Below are 22,427 nucleotides of genomic sequence, written 5' to 3'. Positions count from 1 at the left end.
GCTTAAAGATAGGTCAAATCTGAAATAAATTCAGAACTTCACCATCTGTTACCCTAGTGCCTTATTGCATGAAATACCTATTGCTCGGTATTCTTTTCCTGTGGCTACCGGCCCAGTTACCCGCTGCTGCTCAGGCTGCTAAGGCGGGCCGTGGCGGTGTTGGCAACTCACATTCGCCCACCCGAAAAGCTGCGGAACCTGCTGCCTATCCGGCGCCTGTTTCTGTGCCGGTGCCCAACTGGTTGCCCGACCTTTCGCGCCCCCGGCAGCCCTCGGCCACTGTCCTGCACAATTTGGTGGATACCAAGCTCGACGTGCGCCCCGACTGGGCACGGCAGTGGCTGCAGGGCACGGCTACGCTCACGCTTCGGCCGCACTTCTATCCGCAGAATCAGTTGGTACTCGATGCCAAGGGCTTCGACATCAAAAGTGTGGAGCTGCTGAGTGCGGGCCGTAAGGGGCGCGACCTGAAGTACAGCTACGACAAAAAGAAGCTTATTATTGCCCTCGACCGCACCTATCAGCGCACCGAGCAATACCAGGTGCGCATTCAGTATGTCGCCAAGCCCAACGAGCTGCCCAAAGGTGGGAGCGAGGCTATTATTGACGATAAGGGCCTGTACTTCATCAACCCGCTTAATACGGAGAAGGGCAAGCCCCGCCAGCTCTGGACTCAGGGCGAAACGGAGGGCAGTTCCTGCTGGTTTCCGACTATCGACCGGCCCAATCAGCGCATGACCCAGGAAATCAGCCTGACCGTAGAGGCCGACCAGAAAACGCTATCCAACGGTCTGCTCGTGTCGTCGCGCCGCAACCCCGATGGCACCCGCACCGATACTTGGAAACTCAGCCAGCCCCATGCGCCTTACCTGGCCATGCTGGCGGTGGGCAACTTTGCCGTAGTGTCGGATACCTGGCGCGGCAAGCCGGTAGACTATTACGTAGACCCCGCGTACCAGTACACGGCCAAGCAAGTGTTCGGCCGCACGCCCGAAATGCTGGAGTTCTTCTCCAAAAAACTGGGGGTCGAATATCCGTGGGAGAAGTACACCCAGGTAGCGGTGCATGACTTCGTGTCGGGGGCCATGGAGAATACCACTGCCTCGGTTTTTCAGCAGCAACTGGTGCAGTTTACGCCCCGCGAGCTGGCCGACGTACCCTATGACGGCTCCGAATCGGTTATTGCCCACGAGCTTTTCCACCAGTGGTTCGGCGACTACGTAACGAACGAATCGTGGGGCAACCTACCCCTCAACGAAGCCTTCGCCGATTACTCTGAACTGCTCTGGGCCGAGCACAAATACGGCGCCGACGCGGCAGCCTTGGTGCAGCGCACCAAGCTGCGCATCTACCTCGACGAAGCCCAGACGAAGCGCGAGCCCCTCATCCGTACCCGTTACAACAACCACGAGGACCTGTTCGACCGTCATTCCTACGACAAGGGGGGGCGGGTGCTACATATGCTGCGCAACCTCGTCGGCGACGATGCTTTCTTCGCCTCACTCACCCGCTACCTCAACCAAAACAAGCTATCGGCCGTCGAACTGGCTGAGCTACGCATGGCATTCGAGGAAACGACTGGCGAGGACCTCACGTGGTTTTTCGACCAGTGGTTTCTGCAGCGTGGCCATCCCGAATTGCGCGTAACTCACAGCTACGAAAACAGCGCCGTGTTGCTGCGGGTGCAGCAGGTGCAGGATACGCTGTACCAGCCGGTATTCCGCCTGCCGGTGGCAGTAGCTATCTGGAACGGCAACCAAGCCACCGAACACCGCTTTGTCGTCACCAGAGCCGATCAGACGTTCCGCCTGCCCGCATCCCAGCGCCCGACGCTGGTAAAATTCGACAATGAGGGAGTTTTGCTGGCCGACATCGATGAGGCCCAGAGTCCCGAAGAGCTCCAGTTTCAGCTCAGCCACGCTCGTGGCTATCTGCAGAAGGTGCAGGCCATTGAGGGACTGAAAAGCAAATCGGGCGATTTATTGGTTAGCTCGGCCTTTCGCAATACCCTTACCGATCCTTTTTGGGCTACCCGCCTAGCCGCTTTGGAAGGCCTGCGCCGCTATCGTGGTGCTGAAGGAAGCGTCGTCCGCAAAGATCTGCAGCAGGTCGCCCTTAACGAGAAACACGGAGCCGTGCGGTCTACTGCCATCAATGTGCTGTCTTCGTTTGCCAACGAAGACTTCGTCAAGGTCTATGAAGCAGCTCTCACTGATAGCTCGTATCTGGTAGCTGCCGCCGCCATCGAGGCCTTGGCCAAAGCCCCCGCACCCAGTACCCGCGCCCAGGTAGCACGGCTCCAGAGCACCCGAAACCCGGCTCTACTCACCGCCCTGTCGAACTACTACGGCCTCAACGGCACCCTCGACGACTACGACTGGTTTCTGCGACGCAGCCAGGATGCAGCCCCTGAGGTGCTGTATGTGCTACTCGAAAACTTTGGCCGGCTGATGAACCGCATCCCGCCCGTGGAGCGCGAGAAGGGTGTGCAGCGGCTCGAAAACTTGGCCCGTAGCCATCCGCAACTCTACGTGCGCCTTGGTGCCTACAAGGGCCTGAACGAGCTAACCGGGAGTATGCCCAACCTCAAGGGCACCCTCCAGGACATCCGCAATAAGGAGAAAGACAGCAGCCTGAAGGCCATGTACAGCTTGGTACAATAAATTTTTTTCGGGCCGGCTACCTGTGTTGTTATTTCGCTTGAAGCTAGAAAGTCAGTCGCTTAGCCTTCCGGCGCGCCTTCGGGCCGCTCAAAAAGTCAGCCAGTTCAAAACCTTTTTTCGTCCGGGGCTTGACTTACGTCAGAAAGCCACTAATTTTGCAACTCCAATTCGAGAAAAAGCGGCTCCGGCCCACGAATTGGACTGGGCGAGTTTCACGCAATCGGCGTTGGAACCACATAATCGGGGGTGTCGCATAGTGGCAATTGCGGCTGACTGTAACTCAGCTCCTTCGGGTTCAGAGGTTCGAGTCCTCTCACCCCCACATTTGTGAAAAAGTGACTTGGTGAATGAGTGAGTTCTATTTGAACTGCTTTTCACTCATTCACCAAGTCACTTCTTCACTCCCCGCGGGAGTAGCTCAGTTGGTAGAGCGGCAGCCTTCCAAGCTGCAGGTCGCGAGTTCGAACCTCGTCTCCCGCTCGCAGCAGCAAACGCGCCGGATTACAGCTTGCGCCGACTCTGGCTGGCAAATGTTGTGCTTCTGTCGTACATTTGCCCCGGCTACGCGCCAGCGGGCTAGAAAATTACCAGCCGTTTTAGCTCAGTGGTAGAGCACTTCCTTGGTAAGGAAGAGGTCATGGGTTCAAATCCCATAAATGGCTCAGAATTACGAGTACCAACGGGGCAGCGCGACTGCACCGTTTTGGAACTGTCAGCCAAGCAAAGCGACGTGCAGTCCCTGGTCAAGCAGAGCTGTGTTTCGCTTTCTTCTGTATAGTTAGGTTTTAAGTCGCGTTTTCCCCTTCTCACCTCAAAATTCCTCTAAATCTCTTTACAATGGCTAAAGAAAATTTTGACCGGTCCAAGCCGCACGTAAACATCGGCACGATTGGTCACGTTGACCACGGCAAAACCACCCTCACCGCTGCCATTACCCAGGTACTGGCCAGCAAAGGTCTGGCTGCCAAGCGCGACTTCTCTTCGATCGACAATGCTCCCGAAGAAAAAGAGCGTGGCATTACCATCAACACTTCGCACGTAGAATATTCTACCGTTAACCGTCACTATGCTCACGTTGACTGCCCCGGTCACGCTGACTATGTGAAGAACATGGTTACCGGTGCTGCCCAAATGGACGGCGCTATCCTCGTGGTAGCTGCTACCGACGGTCCAATGCCCCAGACCCGTGAGCACATCTTGCTCGCTCGTCAGGTTGGTGTTCCCCAGCTGGTAGTGTTCATGAACAAAGTGGACATGGTCGATGACCCCGAGCTCCTCGAGCTGGTGGAAATGGAAATCCGTGAGCTGCTCTCGTTCTACGATTTCGACGGCGACAACATCCCCGTAATTCAGGGCTCGGCTCTGGGTGGCCTGAATGGCGATGCCAACTGGGTTCCCAAGATCGAGGAGCTGATGGACGCTGTTGACTCCTTCATTCCGATTCCTGCTCGTCTGACTGAGCTGCCTTTCCTGATGCCTGTTGAGGACGTGTTCTCGATTACGGGCCGTGGAACGGTTGCTACCGGCCGTATCGAGCGTGGCATTATCAACTCGGGTGAGCAGGTTGAGATTCTTGGCATGGGTGCTGAGAACCTCAAGTCGACTGTAACCGGTGTGGAGATGTTCCGCAAGATTCTTGATCGTGGCGAAGCTGGCGACAACGTTGGTCTGCTGCTCCGTGGTATTGAGAAGGAAGCCATCCGTCGTGGTATGGTTATCTGCAAGCCAGGTTCCGTTAAGCCTCACACCAAGTTCAAGGCTGAGGTGTACGTGCTCTCGAAAGAGGAAGGTGGCCGTCACACGCCGTTCTTCAACAACTACCGTCCTCAGTTCTATTTCCGCACCACCGACGTAACTGGCATCATCATGCTGGGCGAGGGTGTAGAAATGGTAATGCCCGGTGACAACGTAACTATCTCGGTTGAGTTGATCAACTCGGTAGCTATGGAGAAGGGCCTGCGTTTCGCTATCCGTGAGGGTGGCCGGACGGTAGGTGCCGGTCAGGTAACTGAAATAACCGAGTAGTTTTCTTCGGAAATCTGCTGAAATAAGGCAATCCGCCCCCGAAAATTTCGTGGGCGGATTTGTTTTGTCTAAAGAGTTACCTACATTTGCAGTCCCAATCCGGCTTTAGGGCTGAGCGGGACGCATCCACGGGCGTAGTTCAAGGGTAGAATAGAGGTCTCCAAAACCTTTGATGGGAGTTCGAATCTCTCCGCCCGTGCCACCAGATTGTACGGCTGCTTCGGCAGCCGTTCTTTTACTCACTCTCACCAGCAGGTCCTGTAGCATGAGCAAGCTGACCAAGTACTTCCGGGAAACATCGGACGAGATGCGTTACAAAGTAACGTGGCCTTCGCTGGAAGAACTTCAGAAGAGCGCCGGCCTTGTTCTGTTCGGTTCACTGGTTTTTGCGGTGGTTGTAGGGGTAATGGATGTGATTTTTAAGGAGGGCCTGGAAGCCTTCTATAATTCGTTCGTTTAATCGGCAACAGACACGGCTAAAATGGGCGAATTGAAATGGTACGTAGTCCGCTCGGTGAGTGGGCAGGAGAAGAAAGCCAAAACTTACCTCGAAACGGAAATTGGCCGTCACGGCCTCTCAGAACTAGTGCCACAGGTGCTGATTCCGGTAGAGAAGGTTTTCGAGATGCGCAACGGCAAGAAGCGCGTTCGTGAACGGAACTTGTATCCTGGCTACATTATCATCCACGCCGACCTAACCCACGGCGAGGTAGACCACATCATCACCAGCACGCCGGGCATCATCGGTTTCCTCTCTGATAAGGAAGGAAAAGCTGCCAACCAGAACACGGTGCCTGTGCCATTGCACATTTCGGAAGTTAACCGCATCCTCGGCATTGTCGATGAATCGGAAGAGCAGACCGAAACACTGGAAACGCCTTTCGTTGTAGGCGAACTGGTGAAAATCGTGGATGGTGGTTTCGCCGGCATGTCGGGCAATGTGGCTGAGGTGTACGAGGACCGCAAGCGTCTCAACGTAATTGTGAAAATATTCGGCCGTAGCCAGCCCATGGAGTTGAGCTACACCCAAGTCGAAAAGGAAATAGAGTAGTGATTAGCAGTTAGTGAAAGGTTGGTTCAGTAATCTGGAACGGACTAATCATTAGATGCTACTTACTAACAAAAAACGTCATCGGTTATCCGCTCCGGACCGGTGGTGCTTCCACTTCGGAGCAATTGAAAAACTGAGGATAATGCGTGTTACGACGCTGCATCCGAAGCCTTACAAACCAAATGGCCAAGGAAATTAGAGGTTATCTGAAGCTTCAGATAAAGGGAGGCGCCGCGAACCCCGCACCGCCGGTTGGACCTGCACTTGGTAGCAAAGGCCTTAACATCATGGAATTCTGCAAGCAGTTCAATGCTCGCACCCAAGATAAGGCCGGCCAAGTTTGTCCTGTTCTCATCACCATGTACACCGACAAGTCGTTTGACTTCGTGGTGAAGACCCCGCCCGTGCCGGTGTTGCTGAAAGAAGCAGCCAAGCTCCAGAGCGGTTCGAAAGAGCCTAACCGGAACAAGGTAGGGTCGGTATCATGGGACCAAGTTCGTACCATCGCCGAAACCAAAATGCCCGATCTGAACGCTTTTGCGGTAGAGTCGGCCATGAAGCAGGTAGCTGGTACGGCGCGTAGCATGGGTATCACCGTGTCGGGCGCTTCTCCCTTTGCTGAATAATTTAACAACGGAGAAGACATGGCAATTAGCAAAAAACGCAAGGAAGCCCTTGGTAAGCACGACCTGACCGAAATTCGGACCCTGGTAGAAGCTGCCAAAGTCGTGAAGGACATTACCTACACGAAATTCGACGCCTCGGTTGATATCGACGTTCGTTTGGGTGTTGACCCCCGCAAAGCCGACCAGATGGTACGTGGCGTTGCTACGCTGCCCCACGGCACTGGCAAAACCGTTCGCGTTCTGGCCCTCGTTACGCCCGACAAAGAAGCCGAAGCTACTGCAGCCGGTGCCGATTTCGTTGGTCTGGACGACTACATCGCCAAGATCGAGAAAGGCTGGACCGACATCGACGTAATCATCACCATGCCGGCTGTTATGGCCAAAGTGGGCCGTCTGGGCCGCGTATTGGGCCCCCGTGGTCTGATGCCAAACCCTAAGTCGGGTACGGTTACGACCGATGTTGCCAAAGCGGTGCAGGAAGTGAAGGCTGGTAAAATCGACTTTAAAGTTGATAAAACCGGTATCATTCACTGCTCGGTTGGCAAAGTGTCGTTCGACGACCAGAAACTGGCTGAAAACGCCATCGAGGTAATCCAGACGCTGCTGCGTCTGAAGCCTTCGTCGGCCAAAGGCACCTACATCAAGAGCATCACGCTCTCGAGCACGATGTCGCCCGGTGTACCGGTCGATACGTCGGTAACTTCCGCCTAACCTTAATCAACACGACGATATGATCCGGGAAGAAAAACAAGCCCTCGTCGACGAGTTGAGCGAGAAGTTTCAATCGCACAACGCGTTCTACATTGCCGATGCTTCGGGAATGTCGGTGGCGAAAATCAACGAATTCCGTCGGCTGTGCTACAACCGCGGCCTGGAGTTCAAGGTGTACAAAAACACGTTCATCCGTAAGGCGCTCGATACCCTCGAGGTAGACACGACGGAAATGGACGCCGCACTGGTAGGCCAATCGGGCATCCTGTTCTCGAAAGAGTCGGGTAACGCGCCTGCTAAGCTGATTCAGGACTTTCACAAGGCGCAGAACTACAGCAAAACTGCCGTTGTTCGCCCTGCTCTAAAAGGTGCTTACGTAGATGCTGGCATCTACATCGGTGCTGATCAGCTTGGCACGCTTGCTACGCTGAAAGGCAAGACGGAACTCATCGGTGAAATCATCGGTCTGCTCCAGTCGCCCGCCAAGAACGTTATCTCGGCTCTTTCGAGCAGTGGTACCAAGTTGGCTGGCATCCTCAAAACGCTTTCCGAAAAAGAAGAGGTTGCAGGCTAACCACTGCTCATCTTTTTCAAGTATAAATTTTCTTCAACAACCCCCCCCCTTTTTAACAATCTACAGAAATGGCAGATTTGAAAGCATTCGCCGAGCAGCTCGTTAGCCTGACGGTAAAAGAAGTAAACGAACTGGCTACTATCCTTAAGGATGAGTACGGCATCGAGCCTGCTGCTGCTGCTCCAATGATGATGGCTGGTGGTGGCGCTGCCGCTGCTGACGCTCCTGAGGAGAAGACGTCGTTCGACGTTATCCTGAAAGCTGCCGGTGGCCAGAAACTGGCTGTTGTGAAGCTGGTGAAGGATCTGACCGGCCTCGGCCTGAAGGAAGCCAAAGAACTCGTTGACGGTGCTCCAAAGGCCGTTAAGGAAGGTGTTGCTAAAGACGAGGCTGAAGGCCTGAAGAAGCAACTGGAAGAAGCCGGCGCTGAAGTAGAGATTAAGTAATTTCTGCTGCCTGCTCTAACACCCAGCAAATTAGGAGAGGCCTGGCAACTAAGCCAGGTCTTTTCCTGTTTGTAGGCAACAACCTAGTCGGAAGTTCGTTTACGCGCCGCTTCGCGGCTTTTGGCGGCTACGGACGGTCCAGCGCAAACTGCTACTAGTAGTGCTTTGCGCTTCGGCGTGTCCGCTGATTTCACAAATTATTCGCCAAGCGGCCGACGCTGTTTTCCGCCTGGCTTGGATTCTCCCAGTCTCCATTTCCTAACCCCACATACATTGGCTACATCGAAAGAACCGAAAGCGCCCCAGGCGCCGACAGGGCTGCAAAAATTGCAGGCCGCTGACGAGCGGATCAACTTCGCCAAGATTAAAAAGGTTATTGAGTACCCGGATTTCCTCGACGTGCAGGTTCGCTCGTTTATGGATTTCTTCCAGTTGGAAACGGCTGCTGAGAACCGGACTGATGAAGGACTTTTCAAAGTTTTCGCCGAGAACTTCCCGATTTCGGACTCGCGCGAGAACTTCGTCCTGACCTTCCTCGATTACCACGTTGACCCGCCCAAGTATTCGGTTGACGAGTGCATTGACCGGGGCCTGACGTACTCCGTGCCGCTGAAGGCCAAGCTCCGGCTGGTATGCAACGACTCGGACAATGAGGACTTCGAGACGATTGAGCAGGAAGTGTTTCTGGGTAACATCCCGTACATGACCGAAAAGGGCTCGTTCGTTATCAACGGCGCCGAGCGCGTTATCGTATCGCAGCTGCACCGTTCGCCGGGCGTGTTCTTTGCTCAGAGCAAGCACACCAACGGCACCAAGCTGTATTCGGCCCGCATCATCCCGTTCAAGGGCTCGTGGATTGAGTTTGCCACGGATGTGAACAACGTGATGTACGCCTACATCGACCGGAAGAAGAAATTCCCGGTTACCACGCTGCTGCGCGCCATCGGCTACGGCACCGACAAAGACATTCTCGACCTGTTCGGGCTGTCGGAGGAGGTGAAGGCTGACAAGAAGAACCTCAAGAAAGCAGTTGGCCGCAAGCTGGCTGCCCGGGTGCTGCGCACCTGGACCGAGGACTTCGTGGACGAGGACACCGGCGAAGTAGTTTCCATCGACCGCAACGAGGTGCTGATGGAGCGCGACTCCGAAATTTCGGAGGAGGACATCGACATCATCCTCAATGCCGGGGCGAAGTCGGTAATTCTGCACCGCGAGAACGTGAACATTGCGGACTACGCTATTATCTACAACACGCTCCAGAAGGACAACTCCAACTCGGAGAAGGAGGCTGTGGAGCAGATTTACCGTCAGCTCCGGAACACGGAGGCGCCCGACGAGGAAACTGCCCGCGACATCATTCAGAAGTTGTTCTTCTCGGATAAGCGCTATGACCTCGGCGACGTAGGCCGCTACCGTATCAATAAGAAGCTGGGCATCGAGACCAACTGGGAGGCCCGCGTGCTGACCAACGAGGACATCGTGCTCATCGTGAAGTACCTGATCGGTCTGATCAACTCGAAGGCCATTGTCGATGACATTGACCACTTGAGCAACCGCCGCGTGCGCACGGTGGGCGAGCAGCTCTACGCCCAGTTTGGCGTGGGCCTGGCCCGTATGGCCCGTACCATCAAGGAGCGCATGAACGTGCGCGACAACGAGGACTTCAAGCCCGTTGACCTGATTAACGCCCGTACTTTGTCGAGCGTTATCAACTCATTCTTCGGTACGAACCAGCTCTCCCAGTTCATGGACCAGACCAACCCGCTGGCCGAAGTGACGCACAAGCGTCGCGTGTCGGCACTGGGGCCAGGAGGTCTGTCGCGGGAGCGCGCCGGTTTCGAAGTACGCGACGTTCACTACACCCACTACGGTCGCCTTTGCACCATCGAAACGCCGGAAGGACCAAACATTGGTCTGATTTCGTCGCTGTGCGTGCACGCTCGGGTGAACTCGATGGGCTTCATTGAAACGCCTTACCGCACGGCCGCCAACGGCCAGGTGGATATGACGGAAAACGTGAAGTACTTGACCGCTGAAGAAGAAGATACCCACCACATCGCCCAGGCCAACGCGCCAATCGATGACAAGGGCAACTTCCTCAACGAGTTGGTAAAAGGCCGTTTCGAAGGTGACTTCCCCGTGGTTGGTCCCGACGAGTACAGCTTCATGGACGTAGCCCCGAACCAGATTGTATCGGTGGCTGCTTCGCTGATTCCGTTCCTGGAGCACGACGACGCCAACCGGGCCCTGATGGGCTCGAACATGCAGCGCCAGGCAGTTCCGCTGTTGAAAGCCGAAGCCCCCATTGTGGGCACCGGCCTCGAAGGCCGCGTGGCTACCGACTCGCGTACTCTGGTAGTATCCGAGGGCGTGGGCGTGGTGGATTACGTGGATGCCAACCGCATCGTAGTGAAGTACGACCTGACGCCCGACGAGGTGCTGGTAAGCTTCGATGCTGAGCGGATTTCCTACGACCTCATCAAGTTCCGTCGGACCAACCAGGACACCTGCATCAACCTGACGCCCCTCGTGAAGAAGGGCGAGCGGGTAACGCGGGGCCAGGTGCTGTGCGAAGGCTACGGCACCAACAAGGGCGAACTCGCCCTGGGCCGCAACATGCAGGTGGCGTTCATGCCGTGGCAGGGCTACAACTTCGAGGATGCCATCGTCATCTCGGAGAAGGTAGTGCGCGACGACATCTTCACCTCGATTCACATTGAGGAGTTCGAGCTGGAAGTGCGCGAAACCAAGCGCGGCGAAGAAGAGCTGACCTCGGAAATCCCGAACGTGAGCGAAGAAGCCGTGCGTAACCTCGACGACAACGGCGTAATCCGTTTGGGTGCTGAGGTGAAGGAAGGCGACATTCTGATCGGTAAGATTACGCCCAAGGGCGAAACCGACCCGACCCCGGAAGAGAAGCTGCTCCGCGCCATTTTCGGCGACAAGGCCGGCGACGTGAAAGACGCTTCCTTGAAAGCGCCACCGTCCCTGCAGGGTGTGGTTATCGGCACCAAGCTGTTCTCGCGTCCTAAGAAAGACAAAAACCTCCGGGCCAAGTCTAAGAAGGAAGTCGAAGAGCTGAAGGAGGCCTACGGCCGTGAGTTGCGCGGCATCCGCGCCATCATGGTGGAGAAGATGATCAGCCTGCTCGAAGGCAAGACGTCGCAGGGCATCAAGCACAAGTTCGGTGAGGAAATCATGTCGAAGGGCGTGAAATTCGGTAAGAAGAACGTAGCTGAGAACCTGTTCCCCGACAAGAACCCCTACCGCGACGAGAGCAACTACGCCGTGCCAGAAGAGGCCAACCTGTTCAAGGACCTCGTGCTGGACGGCTGGACAGCTGATGCCCGCATCAACGGCATGGTGGGCGACCTGGTAAAGAACTACGCCAAGCGCCGCAACGTGGTAACGGCCCGCTTTAAGCGCGAGCGGTTCACGCTGGAGGTTGGCGACGAGTTGCCCGCCGGCATCGTGCAGCTGGCCAAAGTGTACATCGCCAAGAAGCGCAAGCTGAAGGTGGGTGACAAGATGGCTGGTCGTCACGGTAACAAGGGTGTGGTAGCCCGCATCGTGCGCGACGAGGACATGCCTTTCCTGCCCGACGGCACCCCGATGGACATCGTGCTCAACCCGCTTGGTGTACCAAGCCGGATGAACATTGGTCAGATCTACGAAACCGTACTCGGCTGGGCCGGCCTGAAAATGGGCCGTACCTACGCTACCCCGATTTTCGACGGTGCAACCGAGGACGAAGTAGCCAAGGAGCTGACCGAAGCCGGTCTGCCCGACTGGGGTCGTGCTTACCTGCACGATGGCCTGACGGGTCAGCGCTTCGACCAGCCGGTAACGGTGGGTGTTATCTACATGCTGAAGCTGGGTCACCTGGTGGATGACAAGATGCACGCCCGTTCGATCGGACCGTACTCGCTCATTACCCAGCAGCCGCTGGGTGGTAAGGCTCAGTTCGGTGGTCAGCGCTTCGGCGAAATGGAAGTGTGGGCGCTGGAGGCCTTCGGTGCTTCCAACGTGCTCCAGGAAATCCTGACTGTGAAGTCGGATGACGTGGTAGGCCGCGCTAAGGCGTACGAAGCCATTGTAAAAGGCGACGTGCTGCCCAAGCCCAACATCCCCGAGTCGTTCAACGTGCTCATCCATGAGCTACGCGGTCTGGCCCTGGAAATTACGCTTGACTAAGTATTCGGAAAGGGAGCTGCCGCCGGTTTGCCGGTAGCAGCTCCCGCTTCGGATATAAAGGAGTGGCCCAATCCGCCACCGGCGTCGTGCCGAGATATGGTCAGCACGACAACTAAGCCCGGCGGGAAGGGCTGCACTAAGCTTCGGTTTGCTAAAGCCGGAGTGGTTACCCATCAGACCTGACGAAAATCTACTGCCCGGCGTACCTATCCGACTGGCAGAGCACTTTTAGCAGAGTCGAGCTGTTATGGTATTTCCGCCTCGCTTAAGCGGCGCGGATTTTCCCTGACAGATAAACAGCCAACAGCTAACAGCTTTCCTACATGGCGTTTGCAAAAAACAAGAAACTGGTCCAGGACTTCTCGAAAGTGACCATTTCGCTAGCCTCGCCCGAATCCATTCTGGAGCGGTCGAACGGCGAGGTGATCAAGCCTGAGACTATCAACTACCGGACGTACAAGCCCGAGATGGGCGGCTTGTTCTGCGAGCGGATTTTCGGTCCTGTAAAGGATTGGGAGTGCCATTGCGGTAAATACAAGCGCATCCGTTATAAGGGTATCATCTGCGACCGTTGCGGCGTGGAGGTGACCGAGAAGAAAGTTCGCCGGGAGCGGATGGGCCACATCGAATTGGTAGTGCCCGTGGCGCATATCTGGTACTTCAAGTCGCTGCCCAACAAAATCGGTTATTTGCTGGGCCTGCCCACCAAGAAGCTCGACCAAATCATCTATTACGAGCGCTACGCCGTTGTTCAGCCAGGTACTCTGGCCGAGGAAGGTGTGCAGCAGCTCGACTTCCTGACCGAAGACGAATACCTCGACATCATCGACAAGCTCCCCCGCGAGAACCAGATGCTGCCGAACGATGACCCCAACAAGTTCATCGCCCGCATGGGTGCCGAGGCGCTGCAAATGCTGCTCGAGCGCATCAACCTTGATGAGTTGAGCTACTCGCTGCGCGATTCTGCTGCTACCGAAACTTCGCAGCAGCGTAAGGCTGAAGCATTGAAGCGTCTGCGTGTGGTAGAAGCCTTCCGTGACGCCGCAACCCGCGTGGAGAACAAGCCCGAGTGGATGGTTATCCGCATGGTACCTGTTATTCCGCCGGAATTGCGCCCGCTCGTTCCACTTGATGGTGGCCGTTTCGCTACTTCCGACCTGAACGACCTGTACCGTCGCGTTATCATTCGCAACAACCGCCTCAAGCGCCTGATTGAAATCAAGGCTCCTGAGGTGATTCTGCGGAACGAGAAGCGCATGCTGCAGGAAGCTGTGGATTCGCTCTTCGACAACTCGCGTAAGGTGAATGCCGTGCGCGCCGAAGGCAACCGCGCCCTGAAGTCGCTGTCCGATATGCTGAAAGGCAAGCAGGGCCGCTTCCGTCAGAACCTGCTCGGTAAGCGTGTCGACTATTCCGGTCGTTCGGTTATCGTGGTAGGCCCCGAGCTGAAGCTGCACGAGTGCGGCTTGCCCAAGAACATGGCGGCCGAGCTGTTCAAACCGTTCATCATCCGCAAGCTCATCGAGCGCGGTATTGTGAAAACGGTAAAGTCGGCCAAGAAAATCGTGGACCGCAAGGACGCCGTTGTCTGGGACATCCTGGAGAACGTGCTGAAAGGCCATCCAGTATTGCTCAACCGGGCTCCAACGCTTCACCGTCTGGGTATCCAGGCGTTCCAGCCGCGCCTCATCGAGGGCAAGGCTATCCAGCTGCACCCGCTCGTTTGTACGGCTTTCAACGCTGACTTCGACGGTGACCAGATGGCTGTGCACGTGCCCCTGGGCCCGGCTGCTATCCTGGAAGCCTCCATGCTCATGCTGGCCTCGCACAACATCCTGAACCCCGCTAACGGCGCGCCCATCGCGGTACCGTCGCAGGACATGGTTCTGGGTCTGTACTACGTAACCAAAGGCAAGCGCAGCACCGAAGGCGAGAGCATCCAGGGCGAAGGCCGGGTGTTCTATTCCGACGAGGAAGTTGTCATTGCCCTCAACGAAGGCCAGCTCTCGAAGCATGCCTACATCAAGGTTCGGGCTGAGATTCGGGATGAGGACGATAACCTCGTAACGAAAATCATCGAAACCGTTGCCGGCCGCGTGCTCTTCAACCAGCTCGTACCCCGCGAAGTAGGTTTCGTTGATGAACTGCTGACCAAGAAGAAGCTCCAGCAGATTATCTCGCTGGTGTTCAAGCGTACGGGCATGGCCCGCACGGCCCAATTCCTCGATGACATCAAGACGCTGGGCTTCCAGTCGGCTTACAAAGGTGGTCTGTCGATGGGCTTGGGTGACATCCAGATTCCCAAGGAGAAGGATGAACTGGTGAAGCAGGCGCAGGCCGACGTAGCCGCGGTAACCCAGAACTACCAGATGGGTCTGATTACCGACAACGAGCGTTACAACGCCGTTATTGATATCTGGACGCGTATCAACAACCAAATCACTGAAACCCTCATGGGCCGCCTCGAAAAGGAGGACCAGGGCTTCAACTCGATTTACATGATGATGCACTCCGGTGCCCGGGGTTCGCGCGAGCAGATTCGTCAGCTCGGCGGTATGCGGGGCCTGATGGCCAAGCCGCAGAAGTCGCTTCAGGGCTCGGTAGGCGAGATTATTGAGAACCCGATTCTGTCCAACTTCAAAGAAGGCCTGGACGTAATCGAGTACTTCATCTCGACCCACGGTGCCCGGAAAGGTCTTGCCGACACCGCTCTGAAAACGGCCGACGCCGGCTACCTGACCCGTCGTCTGGTAGACGTATCGCAGGACGTTATCGTAAACGAGCCCGATTGCGGCACGTTGCGTGGTATCGAAACCTTCGCCCTGAAAGACAACGAGGATATCGTGGAGCCACTGGCCGAGCGCATCCTGGGTCGCGTGGCTGTGCATGATATCATCGACCCGCTCACAGAAGAGGTTATCCTGACGGCCGGCGATGAAATCACCGAGGAGATTACCCGCCGCGTTGATGCTACCAGCATCGAGTCGGTGGAGATTCGCTCTGTGTTGACCTGCGAGAGCAAGCGCGGTATCTGCGCCAAGTGCTACGGTCGTAACCTGTCGTCGGGCCGCATGGTCCAGCGCGGTGAGGCAGTAGGCGTAATTGCCGCTCAGTCGATTGGCGAGCCCGGTACCCAGCTTACGTTGCGTACCTTCCACGTAGGTGGTACGGCCTCCAACATTGCCGTAGAAGCCAGCATCCGCGCCAAGTTTGCGGGTGTGGTGGAGTTCGAGGATATCCGCACCGTAGAAACGGCCGGCGCCGATGGCGAGGCCGTGAACGTGGTAATGGGTCGCTCGGGCGAAATCCGCATTGTGGACAAGGACACCCGCAAGGTGTTCATCTCCAACCACGTGCCTTACGGCTCGTTCCTGCTCGTGAAAGAGGGCCAGGAGGTGGAGAAAGGCCAGGAGCTCAACAACTGGGACCCCTACAACGCCGTTATTCTGGCCGAGTTTGATGGTACCATTCAGTATGATGCCATCACGGAAGGTGTTACCTACCGCGAGGAGTCGGATGAGCAGACGGGTCACCGCGAGAAGGTGATTATCGAATCGAAGTCGGCCAAGGACCAGAACCCCGCCATCATCGTGCGCCCCGGCAAAAAGGGCGACGAGGAGGGGCAGAAGGGTTACAGCATTCCGGTAGGTTCCCACCTGAACGTGGAGAACGGCCAGAAAATCAAGGCCGGCCAGATTCTGGCCAAAATTCCGCGTGCCGTGGGCAAAACCCGCGACATTACCGGTGGTCTGCCCCGCGTTACGGAGCTCTTCGAGGCCCGCAACCCGTCGAACCCAGCCGTAGTGGCCGAAATCGATGGCGTAGTAACCTACGGCACCGTGAAGCGTGGTAACCGGGAAATCTTTGTCGAGTCGAAAGACGGCGTCAAGAAGAAGTACATGGTGCCGCTGTCCAAGCACATTCTGGTGCAGGACAACGACTTCATCCGGGCCGGTGCGCCGCTCTCGGATGGCGCCATTACGCCTTCCGACATCCTGAGCATTCAGGGTCCGGGCGCTGTGCAGGAGTACCTCGTGAACGAGATTCAGGAAGTATACCGCTTGCAGGGTGTGAAAATCAACGATAAGCACATCGAGGTGGTTGTTCGCCAGATGATGCAGAAAGTAGTTATCCTCGACGCCGGTGACACGTCGTTCCTCGAACATCAGGTAATCGACAAGATTATCTTCATGGAAGAGAACGATACCATCATCGACATGAAAGTGGTAACCACTGCCGGTGATTCGAGCAACTTCAAGCCCGGCCAGATTGTCACGGCTCGCCGCCTGCGCGACGAGAACAGCAGCCTGCGCCGCCGCGACCTGCAACTCGTGGAAGTGCGCGACGCCCAGCCTTCGGTTTCCCGTCCTACCCTCCAGGGTATCACCCAGGCCTCGTTGGGCACCCAGTCGTTCATCTCGGCCGCTTCCTTCCAGGAGACGACCAAGGTGCTCTCGGAAGCCGCCATCCGTGGCAAGGCCGACGAGCTGCTGGGCCTCAAGGAGAACGTGATTGTGGGTCACCTCATCCCGGCCGGTACCGGTCTGCGCGAGTACACCCGCCAGATTGTGGGCTCGAAGGAAGAGATGGAAGCTGCCCAGGCCGCCAAAGCCGAAGAGGCTGCCGCTCCTGTGAAGCGCCCATCGCGCGCCAAGCGCGAAGTTTCGGCAGAGTAATTTGCGGAAGTGAGTAAAAGAGAAACCCCAGCCGGAGTGATTCGGCTGGGGTTTTTCATTTACTTTACACTGATGAAAGCACTAACAAGCATTGCATTAGTAGCAACTGTTATAGCAGGAATATCAATAAGCTTTGCCTGCTTCACGCTCCTATTTGTTCTCGTTTTGTCACTTTTCAAAGGCAATGTTCCTAAGCAGGAATTAGTAGCATACGGGTTATTGATACCTCTCCAATTGTGGTTGGTTTCTATGACTGTCAAATGGTTTAGGCATCTCCGAGTAAAACGTAGCAATCACAGATAGCAAGACAGTAGCATACCGATGAGTAAAGTTTGCTTGTGACAGTGCTAGTGTACTACATCATCTAAGTGTAGCCACAAGTGAGTTGCTGGTAATACGGATTAACTTTTTCATTCTTAAAATAAATGAACCAACCCACCGAACCTCAGAACACCGACGCGGCTCAGCCGCAGGACCCGAACGCCATCAACATTGAGCTGTCGGAGGAAATGGCCGAGGGCGAGTACGCTAATCTGGCCATGATTGCGCACAGCAGCAGCGAATTCGTGATTGACTTTATCCGGCTGATGCCGGGGGTGCCTAAGGCGAAAGTAAAGTCGCGCATCATCCTCACGCCCGAGCACGCCAAGCGCCTGCAGGCAGCCCTGGCCGAGAACATCGAACGGTTCGAGCAGGCTAACGGCTCCATCAAAGCCCAGCAGGACACGCCCGCTTACCCAATGGGTTTCGGCGGTACGATGGGGGAGGCGTAGTTCCTTATTGAACGGAAGACAGCCGGCCCGGCTTCTACTGTAGTGGTCGAAGCCGTGGCCGTGTTTAGGAACCTGTTAGCAGGACCTTCCTGCAGCGTGCACGCGGCTTCCTAAAACAAACTATCTCAACTCGTTTGCTATTGGTCCGCAACTTTTCTACCTTTGCAAGCCTAATTTTTGGGAGAGAACCCTCCCTGGACAAACCAATTCCGTAAATGCCTACTATCAACCAGTTAGTACGAAAAGGCCGCGAAAAACTGACGACGAAGTCGAAGTCGCCGGCCCTTGATTCGTGCCCGCAGCGCCGCGGCGTTTGCACCCGGGTGTACACCACCACGCCCAAGAAGCCAAACTCGGCTATGCGTAAGGTCGCCCGCGTGCGCCTCACCAACGGCAAAGAAGTAAACGCTTACATCCCTGGCGAAGGCCACAACCTGCAGGAGCACAGCATCGTGCTGATTCGCGGCGGACGGGTGAAAGACCTTCCCGGCGTGCGTTACCACATCATTCGCGGTGCCCTTGATACTGCCGGTGTAAACGGCCGTACCCAGCGTCGCTCGAAGTACGGTGCCAAGCGCCCCAAGCCCGGTCAGGCAGCCGCGGCCGCTAAAGGTGCTCCCGCTAAGAAGAAAAAGTAATTGAAGCCGGGTGAGGTAGTGCGAAGTGCTGGATAGCACATGGTTCTTATCCCACTTTCCCGCTACATCAACCCATTTCTACTCTCATGAGAAAGTCAAAACCAAAGAAGCGCATCCTCCTGCCCGACCCCAAGTACAAGGAGACGCTGGTAACCCGTTTCGTCAACTACATGATGTATGACGGAAAGAAAAACCTGGCCTACACCATTTTCTACGATGCCTGCGAGCTGGTAGAGGAGCGGACCAAGGAAAGCGGCGTGGAGATGTGGCGCAAAGCCCTCAACAACGTGATGCCGACCGTGGAAGTAAAGAGCCGCCGCGTAGGTGGTGCTACCTTCCAGGTTCCGATTGAAGTTCGCCCCGACCGTCGCATTGCCGTTGGTTCGAAGTGGCTGATTCAGTACGCTCGTCGTCGTGGTGAGAAGACAATGAAGGACAAGCTGGCTGGCGAAATCATTGCTGCCGCTAAGGGTGAAGGTGCTGCCGTCAAGAAAAAGGACGACACCCACCGGATGGCCGAAGCCAACAAGGCCTTCTCGCACTTCCGTTTCTAAGGCTTGAATGAGCGAATGAGTGACTGAGTGGCCGTTCAGCAACTGAACTATTCACTCTTCTCACTCATTCACCTATTCACTCATTCACTTATTGAAAAAATGGCTGTAAATCAAGATCTGCAATACCTCCGGAACATCGGGATTATGGCGCACATCGACGCCGGTAAAACCACCACGTCGGAGCGTATTCTCTATTATACCGGTAAGACCCACAAAATCGGGGAAGTGCACGAAGGTGCCGCCACGATGGACTGGATGGAGCAGGAGCAGGAGCGGGGTATCACCATTACCTCGGCCGCTACTACTACCTTCTGGAACTACCCGACCGACGCCAACGGCGAGCCGGTAGAAAGCACCAAGCAGTACAAAATTAACCTGATTGACACCCCCGGCCACGTAGACTTCACCGTAGAGGTGGAGCGCTCGTTGCGCGTGCTCGACGGTGCCGTGGCCCTGTTCTGCGCCGTATCCGGTGTGGAGCCCCAGTCGGAGACTGTATGGCGTCAGGCTGACAAGTACAAGGTGCCCCGCATTTGCTTCGTCAACAAGATGGACCGTGCTGGTGCCGACTTCTTCAAGGCCGTAAACGAAATCAAGGAGAAGCTGGGCGCTAACCCCGTGCCGCTCCAGATTCCGATCGGTGCTGAAGATACTTTCAAAGGTGTGGTTGACCTGCTGACTGGCAAGGCCATCGTTTGGGACGATGCTACCCAGGGCAAATCCTTCCACGAAATCCCGGTTCCCGAGGACCTCGTGGAAACGGTTGCCGAGTGGCGCCAGAAGCTGATCGAGAGCGTTGCCGAGTATGACGACGCCTTGCTCGAGAAGTTCTTCGACGACCCGGACTCCATTACCCGCGATGAAATGATGGTCGTTATCCGCCAGGCGGTTATCGACATGAAGTTCTCGCCCGTAATGTGTGGCTCGGCCTTTAAGAACAAAGGTGTACAGACGATGCTGGACGGCGTAATGGCCTACCTGCCCTCGCCGCTTGACATGCCCCCCATCATCGGTAAAAACCCCGATACGGAGGAGGAAATCGAGCGTCACCCCGACAACTCGGAGCCCTTTACGGCTTTGGCCTTCAAGATTGCCACCGACCCCTTCGTGGGCCGTCTGTGCTTCTTCCGCTGCTACAGCGGGGTGCTGGATGCCGGCTCGTACGTGCACAACAACCGCACGAACAAGAAGGAGCGGATTTCGCGTCTCATGCAGATGCACTCCAACAAGCAGAACCCCATCGACAAGATTCAGGCCGGCGACATTGCTGCCGGCGTGGGTTTCAAAGACATCAAAACCGGCGATACGCTGAGCGACGAGAAGCACCCAATCGTGCTCGAGTCGATGTCGTTCCCTGAGCCCGTTATCGGTTACGCTATCGAGCCGAAAACGCAGGCTGACGTGGACAAGATGGGCATGGCCATTGCCAAGCTCGTGGAGGAAGACCCCACCTTGGTGGTACAGACCGACCCCGAAACGGGCCAGACTGTTCTCAAGGGCATGGGTGAGCTTCACCTCGAAATCATCATCGACCGGATGCGTCGCGAGTTCAAAGTGGAAATCAACCAGGGTGCCCCAATGGTAGCCTACAAGGAGGTTCTCACCAAGAGCGTTGAGCACCGCGAAACCTACAAGAAGCAGACCGGTGGCCGCGGTAAATTCGGCGACATCGTGTTTGAACTCGGCCCGAAGCTCACCGATCCGGAGAAGCCAGGACTGGAGTTCGTCAATGACATCACGGGTGGTGTAATCCCCCGCGAATTCATTGCGCCGATTCAGAAAGGCTTCGAAGAGGCGATGAAGAACGGCCCATTGGCAGGCTTCCCCATCGAGGGAATGCGCGTGCGGCTGTACTACGGTTCCTTCCACGACGTTGACTCGGACGCCCTGTCGTTCGAACTCGCCGCCCGTGGTGGTTTCCGTGAGGCCGGCAAGCAAGCCGGTCCGCGACTGCTGGAGCCTATTATGGCTGTAGAAGTAGTTTCGCCAGACGAATACACCGGCTCGGTAACGGGTGACCTGAATCGTCGTCGGGGTATTATGAAGGGCATGGACACGAAGGCTGGTGCCAACGTTATAAAGGCTGACGTTCCGCTGTCGGAGCTGTTCGGCTACGTAACGACGCTGCGCACCATCTCGTCGGGTCGGGCTTCGGCTTCCCTCACGTTCTCGCACTACGACCAGGTGCCGAACAACCTCGCCGAAGGTATCATCGCCAAGCAGAAGGGCAACGCTATCCGCTAACCCGCTTTTCACTAATCGACATGAATCAGAAAATTCGCATCAAGCTCAAATCCTACGACCACAACCTGGTGGACAAATCGTCGGAGAAGATTGTGACGGCGGTGAAGGCTACGGGCGCTATCGTTAGCGGTCCGATTCCCCTGCCCACTAAAAAAGAGAAGTTCACCGTGCTCCGTTCGCCCCACGTGAACAAGAAGAGCCGGGAGCAATTTCAGCTCTGCACCTACAAGCGTCTCGTTGACATCTACTCGACTTCGTCGAAGACCGTAGATGCCCTGATGAAGCTGGAGCTGCCCAGCGGTGTTGACGTTGAAATCAAAGTCTGAGGACCGGATTTGCGTTAGCTGACTGTAAAACGCCCCACTGTCTCTTCGGAGCCGGTGGGGCGTTTTTGCTTGGCCAGGAGGGAGGACGCGTGAAAAAGGACAGTCCGTGCTTTGGCTGCATGGCACTGGGCACGACGCGTTACAACCGCCGGCATTTTGCGCCTAACTACCTAACTCTGAAAATATTTCGGGGCCACCTTAGATATTGCGCTAACAATTTCCTAGCTTTGCACTCCATTTCCGAAAATGCCACGCGGGCGTTTTCGAGTGTGTCTTTTTTTTAAAACCCCAATTGAATGCCTGGCATCATCGGTAAAAAAATCGGTATGACAAGCCTCTTCACCCCGGACGGGAAGAACATTCCCTGCACGCTCATCGAAGCGGGTCCGTGCGTAGTGACGCAGGTTAAGACCATCGAAACGGACGGCTATCTGGCCATCCAGCTCGGTTACGGCGAGAAAAAAGCGAAGAACACGACCAAGCCTCTGGCTGGTCACTTCGCTAAAGCCGGAACCACCCCAAAAAAGAAACTCGTTGAGTTCCGCACCAACGACGCCGCCAACTTTGCCGCTGGCAGCGAAATCAACACCTCGCTGTTCGCCGAAGGCGAATTCGTGGACGTTGTTGGAACGTCGAAGGGTAAAGGTTTCCAGGGCGTAGTAAAGCGATACAACTTCGCCGGTGTTGGTGGCCAGACCCACGGTCAGCACAACCGGGCTCGTCACCCTGGTTCTATTGGTGCCTGCTCGTGGCCTTCGCGCGTATTCAAAGGAATGCGCATGGGTGGCCGCATGGGCAACGACCGGGTGAAAGTGCAGAACTTGAAGGTTATGCGCATTGTAGCCGACAAAAACCTCATCGTGGTGAGCGGCTCGATTCCCGGTGCCAAGAATTCTTTCGTGTTCCTGGAAAAATAACCTAGTTAA

Annotated in this window: 16 protein-coding genes and 4 tRNA genes; all 20 read left to right on the top strand. The window is 56.0% G+C overall.

The window, feature by feature from the left end:
• The first annotated feature begins 68 nt into the window (after positions 1-68).
• Positions 69-2,663 (top strand): M1 family metallopeptidase, encoded by a 2,595-nt coding sequence (locus BLW21_RS05740; protein ID WP_092738491.1) that lies wholly within the window; start codon positions 69-71, stop codon positions 2,661-2,663.
• A 242-nt stretch (positions 2,664-2,905) separates the two neighbouring features.
• Positions 2,906-2,985: transfer RNA gene (locus BLW21_RS05735), tRNA-Tyr, on the top strand.
• Positions 2,986-3,070: 85 nt separating this feature from the next.
• A tRNA-Gly gene (locus tag BLW21_RS05730) sits at positions 3,071-3,143 on the top strand.
• A 110-nt stretch (positions 3,144-3,253) separates the two neighbouring features.
• A tRNA-Thr gene (locus BLW21_RS05725) sits at positions 3,254-3,325 on the top strand.
• Positions 3,326-3,500: 175 nt separating this feature from the next.
• The gene (tuf, locus tag BLW21_RS05720) at positions 3,501-4,688 is read left to right on the top strand and encodes an elongation factor Tu (RefSeq protein ID WP_092738490.1); all 1,188 of its coding nucleotides are present in this window, start codon (positions 3,501-3,503) and stop codon (positions 4,686-4,688) included.
• A 128-nt stretch (positions 4,689-4,816) separates the two neighbouring features.
• Positions 4,817-4,890: transfer RNA gene (locus BLW21_RS05715), tRNA-Trp, on the top strand.
• Between the two features lie 63 nt (positions 4,891-4,953).
• Positions 4,954-5,148, top strand: a complete 195-nt coding sequence (gene secE, locus BLW21_RS05710) for a preprotein translocase subunit SecE (protein ID WP_092738489.1) — start codon at positions 4,954-4,956, stop codon at positions 5,146-5,148.
• A gap of 21 nt (positions 5,149-5,169) precedes the next feature.
• On the top strand, positions 5,170-5,739 hold the full coding sequence (gene nusG / locus BLW21_RS05705; protein ID WP_092738488.1) for a transcription termination/antitermination protein NusG: 570 nt from the start codon (positions 5,170-5,172) through the stop codon (positions 5,737-5,739).
• Between the two features lie 182 nt (positions 5,740-5,921).
• The gene (gene rplK, locus BLW21_RS05700) at positions 5,922-6,365 is read left to right on the top strand and encodes a 50S ribosomal protein L11 (protein WP_092738487.1); all 444 of its coding nucleotides are present in this window, start codon (positions 5,922-5,924) and stop codon (positions 6,363-6,365) included.
• 18 nt (positions 6,366-6,383) lie between these two features.
• Positions 6,384-7,076, top strand: a complete 693-nt coding sequence (rplA, locus tag BLW21_RS05695) for a 50S ribosomal protein L1 (RefSeq protein WP_092738486.1) — start codon at positions 6,384-6,386, stop codon at positions 7,074-7,076.
• A 19-nt stretch (positions 7,077-7,095) separates the two neighbouring features.
• Positions 7,096-7,650, top strand: coding sequence for a 50S ribosomal protein L10 (gene rplJ / locus BLW21_RS05690; RefSeq protein WP_092738485.1), 555 nt, complete (start codon positions 7,096-7,098; stop codon positions 7,648-7,650).
• 68 nt (positions 7,651-7,718) lie between these two features.
• A complete protein-coding gene (gene rplL, locus BLW21_RS05685) occupies positions 7,719-8,096 on the top strand; it encodes a 50S ribosomal protein L7/L12 (protein ID WP_092738484.1) in 378 nt (125 codons plus the stop codon).
• A 318-nt stretch (positions 8,097-8,414) separates the two neighbouring features.
• On the top strand, positions 8,415-12,290 hold the full coding sequence (rpoB, locus tag BLW21_RS05680; protein ID WP_175470884.1) for a DNA-directed RNA polymerase subunit beta: 3,876 nt from the start codon (positions 8,415-8,417) through the stop codon (positions 12,288-12,290).
• 323 nt (positions 12,291-12,613) lie between these two features.
• Positions 12,614-16,966, top strand: coding sequence for a DNA-directed RNA polymerase subunit beta' (gene rpoC / locus BLW21_RS05675; RefSeq protein ID WP_092738482.1), 4,353 nt, complete (start codon positions 12,614-12,616; stop codon positions 16,964-16,966).
• Positions 16,967-17,391: 425 nt separating this feature from the next.
• Complete coding sequence (locus BLW21_RS05670; protein ID WP_092738481.1) at positions 17,392-17,739, top strand: DUF3467 domain-containing protein; 348 nt, start codon at positions 17,392-17,394, stop codon at positions 17,737-17,739.
• 215 nt (positions 17,740-17,954) lie between these two features.
• Positions 17,955-18,377 (top strand): 30S ribosomal protein S12, encoded by a 423-nt coding sequence (gene rpsL, locus BLW21_RS05665; RefSeq protein WP_092738480.1) that lies wholly within the window; start codon positions 17,955-17,957, stop codon positions 18,375-18,377.
• An 86-nt stretch (positions 18,378-18,463) separates the two neighbouring features.
• Positions 18,464-18,931, top strand: coding sequence for a 30S ribosomal protein S7 (rpsG, locus tag BLW21_RS05660; RefSeq protein ID WP_092738479.1), 468 nt, complete (start codon positions 18,464-18,466; stop codon positions 18,929-18,931).
• Between the two features lie 99 nt (positions 18,932-19,030).
• Positions 19,031-21,175, top strand: coding sequence for an elongation factor G (gene fusA / locus BLW21_RS05655; protein WP_092738698.1), 2,145 nt, complete (start codon positions 19,031-19,033; stop codon positions 21,173-21,175).
• Between the two features lie 20 nt (positions 21,176-21,195).
• The gene (rpsJ, locus tag BLW21_RS05650) at positions 21,196-21,501 is read left to right on the top strand and encodes a 30S ribosomal protein S10 (protein WP_019946175.1); all 306 of its coding nucleotides are present in this window, start codon (positions 21,196-21,198) and stop codon (positions 21,499-21,501) included.
• Between the two features lie 296 nt (positions 21,502-21,797).
• The gene (rplC, locus tag BLW21_RS05645; protein WP_092738478.1) at positions 21,798-22,418 is read left to right on the top strand and encodes a 50S ribosomal protein L3; all 621 of its coding nucleotides are present in this window, start codon (positions 21,798-21,800) and stop codon (positions 22,416-22,418) included.
• The last annotated feature ends 9 nt before the right edge of the window (positions 22,419-22,427 follow it).

The sequence above is a fragment of the Hymenobacter psychrophilus genome (assembly GCF_900107135.1).
GTDB lineage: Bacteria > Bacteroidota > Bacteroidia > Cytophagales > Hymenobacteraceae > Hymenobacter > Hymenobacter psychrophilus.
Note: the sequence above shows the minus strand (reverse complement) of the source record. Positions and strands in the feature narration are given on the sequence as shown.

Bases quoted from the DNA above. Each gene is read 5' to 3' on its own strand.
- rpsJ (WP_019946175.1), top strand. From the start codon at position 21,196: ATGAATCAGAAAATTCGCATCAAGCTCAAATCCTACGACCACAACCTG.
- rpsG (WP_092738479.1), top strand. From the start codon at position 18,464: ATGAGAAAGTCAAAACCAAAGAAGCGCATCCTCCTGCCCGACCCCAAG.
- nusG (WP_092738488.1), top strand. From the start codon at position 5,170: ATGGGCGAATTGAAATGGTACGTAGTCCGCTCGGTGAGTGGGCAGGAG.
- BLW21_RS05670 (WP_092738481.1), top strand. From the start codon at position 17,392: ATGAACCAACCCACCGAACCTCAGAACACCGACGCGGCTCAGCCGCAG.
- rpsL (WP_092738480.1), top strand. From the start codon at position 17,955: ATGCCTACTATCAACCAGTTAGTACGAAAAGGCCGCGAAAAACTGACG.
- rplK (WP_092738487.1), top strand. From the start codon at position 5,922: ATGGCCAAGGAAATTAGAGGTTATCTGAAGCTTCAGATAAAGGGAGGC.
- tuf (WP_092738490.1), top strand. From the start codon at position 3,501: ATGGCTAAAGAAAATTTTGACCGGTCCAAGCCGCACGTAAACATCGGC.
- BLW21_RS05740 (WP_092738491.1), top strand. From the start codon at position 69: ATGAAATACCTATTGCTCGGTATTCTTTTCCTGTGGCTACCGGCCCAG.
- rpoC (WP_092738482.1), top strand. From the start codon at position 12,614: ATGGCGTTTGCAAAAAACAAGAAACTGGTCCAGGACTTCTCGAAAGTG.
- rplL (WP_092738484.1), top strand. From the start codon at position 7,719: ATGGCAGATTTGAAAGCATTCGCCGAGCAGCTCGTTAGCCTGACGGTA.
- secE (WP_092738489.1), top strand. From the start codon at position 4,954: ATGAGCAAGCTGACCAAGTACTTCCGGGAAACATCGGACGAGATGCGT.
- fusA (WP_092738698.1), top strand. From the start codon at position 19,031: ATGGCTGTAAATCAAGATCTGCAATACCTCCGGAACATCGGGATTATG.
- rplJ (WP_092738485.1), top strand. From the start codon at position 7,096: ATGATCCGGGAAGAAAAACAAGCCCTCGTCGACGAGTTGAGCGAGAAG.
- rplA (WP_092738486.1), top strand. From the start codon at position 6,384: ATGGCAATTAGCAAAAAACGCAAGGAAGCCCTTGGTAAGCACGACCTG.
- rplC (WP_092738478.1), top strand. From the start codon at position 21,798: ATGCCTGGCATCATCGGTAAAAAAATCGGTATGACAAGCCTCTTCACC.